Annotated in this window: 5 protein-coding genes; 2 read left to right on the forward strand and 3 right to left on the reverse strand. The window is 71.5% G+C overall.

Annotation, left to right across the window (positions count from 1 at the left end; genetic code table 11):
• Positions 1-2,826, forward strand: coding sequence for an NHLP bacteriocin export ABC transporter permease/ATPase subunit (locus FPZ41_RS04825; RefSeq protein ID WP_152859426.1), 2,826 nt, complete (start codon positions 1-3; stop codon positions 2,824-2,826).
• 3 nt (positions 2,827-2,829) lie between these two features.
• On the opposite strand, the gene FPZ41_RS04830 is transcribed toward FPZ41_RS04825, so the two are convergent.
• The 3 genes from FPZ41_RS04830 to FPZ41_RS04840 form a co-directional block, all read right to left on the reverse strand.
• A complete protein-coding gene (locus FPZ41_RS04830; RefSeq protein WP_152859428.1) occupies positions 2,830-3,357 on the reverse strand; it encodes an SRPBCC family protein in 528 nt (175 codons plus the stop codon).
• A 6-nt stretch (positions 3,358-3,363) separates the two neighbouring features.
• A complete protein-coding gene (locus FPZ41_RS04835; RefSeq protein WP_152859430.1) occupies positions 3,364-3,744 on the reverse strand; it encodes an ArsR/SmtB family transcription factor in 381 nt (126 codons plus the stop codon).
• Positions 3,745-4,173: 429 nt separating this feature from the next.
• Positions 4,174-5,196 (reverse strand): Ppx/GppA phosphatase family protein, encoded by a 1,023-nt coding sequence (locus FPZ41_RS04840; RefSeq protein WP_152859432.1) that lies wholly within the window; start codon positions 5,194-5,196, stop codon positions 4,174-4,176.
• A gap of 303 nt (positions 5,197-5,499) precedes the next feature.
• Here FPZ41_RS04840 and FPZ41_RS04845 point away from each other — a divergent pair, with 303 nt between their 5' ends.
• The gene (locus tag FPZ41_RS04845) at positions 5,500-6,033 is read left to right on the forward strand and encodes a GNAT family N-acetyltransferase (protein ID WP_152859465.1); all 534 of its coding nucleotides are present in this window, start codon (positions 5,500-5,502) and stop codon (positions 6,031-6,033) included.
• The last annotated feature ends 34 nt before the right edge of the window (positions 6,034-6,067 follow it).

A 6,067-nucleotide genomic window follows, 5' to 3' on the forward strand; every position in this document is an offset into this window, starting at 1 on the left:
ATGACGACCGTTCACGAAGGACACGAAGGAGACCTCGTCCTCGGTGCGCTCGGCGCCATGGGCACGCCGATGGACTGCACCGGTCACAGCCGCCTCGACCTGGAGGGTCCGCAGGTCCTGTGGCTGGTGGCGTCGGGCGCGCTCGACCTGTTCGCGGTCGACGCCGTGCAGCAGGGCCACTGGCACCACCTGGGCCGCCTGGAGGCGGGCTCGCTGCTGCTCGGCCCGGTGGCGGGACCCCAGCACACCCTGGTGGCCCGCCCGCTCAGGGACTGCGTGGTGCGCCGCATCGGACTGCGCGAGCTCTACCAGCAGGCCGACACCGCGAGCTGGTCGTACGACGAGTACGGCAACCCGCAGTACGTGCCGCCCACGACGAGCCCGCTGGAGTACGCCCTCGCCCTCGGCGTCGGCCGGGGCCTGTCGATCCTCTTCCAGGCGCCGATGGCCACCGAGAACGCCGCCGCGCTCACCGACGACGACGTCTTCTGGATGCAGGTGCCGCCGGGCAGCGTGCAGTACGGCTCCCTGTACGGGGCGGAGGCGGCGGCCGACCTGCTGATGGACCCCAGGGTCTGGCAGGGCATGGTCGACCAGCAGTACCGGCTGCTGGCCACCCTGGACCGGTGGATCGAGCAGCTGGAGCGCACCCACGAGGACCGTACGGCCGCCGGGATCAAGGCCGGCGAGGCCGTGCGCGCCCAGGCCGACCGGACGTTGCTGGCCTCGATGGGCAAGCCGTCGGCGCGGCGCACCACCTCCGCCGACGCCGACGCCACGTACGCGGCCTGCGAACTCGCCGCCCGCGCTGCGGGGATCAGCCTCTCCGAGCCCGCGCAGAGCGGCACGGAGAGCGACCGGATCGACCCCGTGGAACGCATCGCGATCGCCTCCCGCGTCCGCACCCGTGCCGTACGCCTCACCGGCCACTGGTGGCGGGAGAACGTCGGCCCGCTGGTGGGGCACCGTGCCCTGTCGGGGGCGCCGGTCGCGCTGCTGTGGCGGCGCGGCGGATACGTGGCCGTGCAGCCCTCCTCCGGACGCGAGACACCGATCGAGAAGGCGAACGCGGCGGAGTTCGAGCCCCGTGCGGTGATGTTCTACCGCCCGCTGCCCGAACGGACGCTGAGCCCTCTGCGCCTCGTGCGCTTCAGCCTCCAGGGCACGCGCGGCGACCTCGGCAACCTGGCGGTCAGCGGGCTGGTGACCGTCGCGCTGGGCGCGCTGGTGCCGATCGCGACGGGCAAGGTGCTCGGCGAGTATGTGCCCAAGGCACAGGAGAACCTGATCGTGCAGGTCTGCCTGGCCATCATCATCGCGAGCGTGGTGTCGGCGGCGTTCATGCTGCTGCAGAACCTCACGATCCTGCGGCTGGAGGGAAGGATCGAGGCGACGCTGCAACCGGCCGTCTGGGACCGGCTGCTGCGCCTGCCGACGAAGTTCTTCGCCTCCCGCTCCACGGGCGAACTCGCCAGCGCCGCCATGGGCATCAGCTCGATCCGCCGGCTGCTGGCGGGCGTCGGCCCGGTGGTGGCCCAGTCGGTCACGGTCGGCGCGATGAACCTGGGGCTGCTGCTCTGGTACAGCGTGCCCATGGCGCTGGCCGCGATCGGCATGCTCGTCGTCATCGCCGCCGTGTTCCTCGCGCTGGGCCTGTGGCAGGTGCGCTGGCAGCGCCGTCTGGTGGTACTGAACAACAAGCTCAACAACCAGGCGTTCCAGACCCTGCGCGGACTGCCGAAACTGCGGGTCGCGGCGGCCGAGAACTACGCGTACGCGGCCTGGGCGGGCGAGTTCGCACGCGGCCGGGAGCTCCAGCAGCGGGTGGGCCGCATCAAGAACCTCACCACGGTGCTCGGCGCGGTCTACCTGCCGCTGTGCACGCTGGTGATGTTCATGCTGCTGGCCGGACCGGCCCGCGGCTCGATGTCGGCCGGCGCGTTCCTCACCTTCAACACCTCGGTGACCATGCTGCTGACCTCGGTCACACAGCTCACCGGCGCGTTCGTGTCGGCGGTGTCCGCGCTGCCGCTGTTCGAGGAGATCAAGCCGGTGCTGGAGACCCAGCCAGAGGTGCGCACGGCGAGCACCCGGCCGGGTGTGCTGTCCGGTGCGATGGAAACCCGAAAGCTGTCGTTCCGGTACGCCGACGACGGTCCCCTCGTCCTCGACGACGTGTCCTTCAGGATCGAGCCGGGTGAGTTCGTGGCGATCGTCGGCCCGAGCGGCTGCGGCAAGTCCACGCTGCTGCGGCTCCTCATCGGCTTCGACAAACCCGTCTCGGGCAGCGTCCTGTACGACGGCCAGGACCTCGCCGCCCTCGACCAGTCGGCCGTACGCCGCCAGTGCGGTGTGGTCCTCCAGCACGCGCAGCCGTTCACCGGCTCCATCCTGGACGTCATCTGCGGCACCGAGCCGTACACGCCCGAGGAGGCGATGGCGGCGGCCGAGATGGCAGGGCTCGCCGAGGACATCAAGCGCATGCCGATGGGCCTGCACACCATCGTCCAGGGCAGCGGGGCCGTCTCGGGCGGCCAGCGTCAGCGCCTGATGATCGCCCAGGCGCTGATCCGGCGCCCCCGCATCCTCTTCTTCGACGAGGCGACCAGTGCCCTCGACAACGAGACGCAGCGCAGGGTCATCGAGAGCACGCGTGCCCTCAACGCCACCCGGGTCGTCATCGCGCACCGTCTGTCCACGGTGATGGACGCGGACCGCGTCATCGTGATGGAGGACGGCAAGGTGGCCCAGCAGGGCCCGCCCGCGCAGCTGCTCGCGGACACGGGCGGGCGACTGCACGAGCTGGTGCGGCGGCAGATGGCGTGAGGGTCACTCCTGTCCGGGGATGGGGGCGCCGGACGGTACCCCGGCGTCGACGTAGCCGCGATAGATCTCCTGCCAGGGCGCGTTGCTCCCTGCGTGCGGTCCCCCGAAGTCCTCGCCGCGGGCCCACGCGTCCAGGGCGGCCAGGCACACCTCCCAGCCGGCGCCATTGCGGGCGGCCGTGTTCGCGGCCAACAGGACGTTGGTGAGCGTGAACCGGGTGCGCTTGTCGTCCAGCGCCTCCAGCTCGAAGTGCAGTTCGTCCCCCTCCCAGCTGAAGGAGAGGTGCCGGGGCGGGTCGACGGCGAGCACCGTGCCCGTGGAGTCCTCCGTGTTGGGGTCACCGCTGAAGGTGATCGTGCCTCCGACGCGCAGCTCGATCTCGGCGCGGCACGGGAACCAGTGGGTCAGCTCGTCGGCGTCGGTGACGAACTGCCACACGCGGTCGACGGGGTGGTCGTAGGTACGGCTGAAGCGGACCGCGGGGCGGCCGTCGTCGAGGATGAGGTAGGTGCCGGTGAGTTCGGCGGCCATGGTGGATCAGTCCTTCGATGGGGGTCGTTCCTTGGCGTCGGTGTCCGTGTCGGTGCCGACGTCGGCATCGGTGCCGTCCGACGCCTGGTCGAGGCGCCGGCCCAGGGCGTCGAGGCGCTCGTTCCAGAGTCGGCGGTAGGGGGCCAGCCAGGCGTCGAGGTCGGCGATGGGGGCGGGGTCGAGCGCGTAGACGCGGCGCTGTGCTTCCTGGTCCACGTGCACGAGACCCGCCTCTCGCAGCACCTTGAGATGCTTCGAGGTACTCGGCTGACTGAGCCCGCACGCCTCCACGATCTCTCCGACGGGCCGCGGCCGCTCCAGCAGCAGGCCGATGATCCTGCGCCGATGCGGGTCCGCCAGCGCGGTCCAGAAAGAGTCGTGGAGCATGGGTCCAATATGCCTCGGCGGTTATATTCCCGTCAAGGAATACACACGGGGGTCTCGTCCGCCGGACTGGGCGGGTGCCCGGGTGCGGGTCCGTGGTGGCTGGTCGCCCACGCTGCGGAGCCGCACATCCAACACAGCCCCGCGCCCCTGGAAGCACGGACCACGCGCCGCGAGCTCCGTACACATCGCCGCACCAAAGGCAACGTGTGCGGGGCCCGCCCCCACGCACCGGCAGCCGCGTACAGACCTAAGGGGGTGTGCCGGGAGGTGTCCGCCCGCAGCGGCCGGCGTCCGCCGCCGAGCACTTGCTCCCCCACAGACCCGCCGGACCGAGGACGGAGACCTCCCGGCACACACCCGACCCACGACGAAACCGCGGGCGACGCGAACCCCCATGCGCCCGCAGCACCAGGACGAACTGTCCGCGGCTCACCGCGCCGGTGTCGCGATCCGCAGCGGCACCGCCTCCCCCGTCGCCGCGCCGCACCACGACATCTCCTCGCCGAACCGGACGATGTCCTCCCACCATGACGGCCCGTCCTCTATGTGCCGCAGCAACACCCCCTCCCGCAGCGCCCACGGACAGATCGTGACCACCTTCAGCCCGGTCAGCTTCATCGTCGTGTGGCCGATCACCGCCCCCGCCAGACTCTGCGTGGCCCGCGGCGCCGAGATCCCGGGCAACCGAGCCCGCTCCGCCGCGGGCAGCGCCGCCAGCCGCTCCAGCGACCTGCGCAGCTCCGTCCGGTGCAACCGCCGCTCCATGAACGGCCCGTGACGCCCGGGCGCGGCCCCGCACAGCCGTCCGAGCTGCTGGAAGGTACGCGAGGTCGCCACGGCGGTGCGCGGCCCCTCCCACCGGATCCGGGCGGCCACGTCCCGGAGCTCATGGCGAACCTTCCGCCGCAGCGCCTTCACACTCCGCGCCGACGGCGGGTCCTCCCCCTGGAAGAACTCGTGCGTCAGCCGAGCGGCCCCCAGCGGCAGCGAGGCCGCGAAGTCGGGCAACCGCCCCCGCCCGAAGGCCACTTCCAGCGAACCCCCGCCGATGTCGAGCAGCGCCAGCGGACCCGACCTCCACCCCATCCACCGCCGCGCAGCGAGGAACGTGAGCTCCGCCTCCACCTCACCCGGGAGCGTGCACAGCCCTATCCCGGTCTCTGCACGAACGGCCCGCAGCACCTCCGGACGGTTCGGCGCACTGCGCACCACGGCCGTGGCGAACGCCAACGGTTCCGCCGCGCCCCACCGTTCAGCCGTCCGGCCCGCCGCCGCGACCGCCTCGCACAACTGCTGCACGGACTCGTCGGGGATACGGCCCCCGTGCGCCACGTGCTGGGAGAGCCGTAACCGCCACTTCGCGGTGTGCACCGGCAGCGGGACACCCCCCTCGGCATCCGCCACCACGAGCCGGACGGTGTTCGATCCCACATCCACCACGCTGATCCGCATGGCTGCGACGTACCCGAAAGTGGTCCCGGCACGCGTGCGGCGCGCACGAACATGCAGCACGAGAGTGCCTACGAGTCACGCACTCCCCGAGCACGGGACGCACGCCCCCGATCAGACGGCGCACATCTCTGATCCCCCGTCCGATCCGTCTCCCCGATCGCCCCATCCCCGATCCTCGATCCCCGATCATCAAGCGCAATCCTTAATGCATATGATGCGCAGGTGCAGATTCAGAGCATCAATGGCCGGGGCCACAGCATCAGGGAAGCAGCCCCAGACGACCTCGACGGCGCCCGAGCGGTGATGCTCGACACCGTCTACCGGGACTTCGGCACCGGCTACGTGCCCCGGTGGCACGGCGACATCATCGACCTCCACGGCGCGTACGTCGCCCCCGCGCGCCACACCCTGCTGGTGGCCGTCGACGACCGGCACGAAGAGGTCGTGGCCACCGCCGCACTCGACTCACGGGGCCCGGCTCATCCCCCCAACCCCCGTCGGCTGGCGGAGCGTTACCCGCCAGGCACCACCGCACAGCTGCGGCGCGTCTACGTGCGCCCCGACCACCGCAGGCGCGGCCTGGCCCGCCGACTGGTGGCCGCGCTGCTGGACTTCGCGGCGGCGGACGGCGGTTACCGCTGCGTCTATCTGCACACCGACCCGGGCGTGCCCGGCGCCGAGGCGTTCTGGCGGTCGCTGGGCGAGGTGGTGTGCGACGAACGGCAGGAGACCGGACAGCGGGTGGTGCACTTCGAGATCTCCTCCTTCCAGCCCGCCGCGGAGTTCCCCGAAGGGGCCACCCTCGACCGGCGGACCGAGCCCCAGCCCTCCGTATGAACACCATCCCCACGCCGACCCACCCCACACCAAC

It is taken from the genome of Streptomyces acidicola (genome assembly GCF_009377235.1).
GTDB lineage: Bacteria > Actinomycetota > Actinomycetes > Streptomycetales > Streptomycetaceae > Streptomyces > Streptomyces acidicola.

Coding starts and splice junctions, on each gene's coding strand:
- FPZ41_RS04835 (WP_152859430.1), bottom strand. CDS start 3,744: ATGCTCCACGACTCTTTCTGGACCGCGCTGGCGGACCCGCATCGGCGC.
- FPZ41_RS04830 (WP_152859428.1), bottom strand. CDS start 3,357: ATGGCCGCCGAACTCACCGGCACCTACCTCATCCTCGACGACGGCCGC.
- FPZ41_RS04840 (WP_152859432.1), bottom strand. CDS start 5,196: ATGCGGATCAGCGTGGTGGATGTGGGATCGAACACCGTCCGGCTCGTG.
- FPZ41_RS04825 (WP_152859426.1), top strand. CDS start 1: ATGACGACCGTTCACGAAGGACACGAAGGAGACCTCGTCCTCGGTGCG.
- FPZ41_RS04845 (WP_152859465.1), top strand. CDS start 5,500: ATGCTCGACACCGTCTACCGGGACTTCGGCACCGGCTACGTGCCCCGG.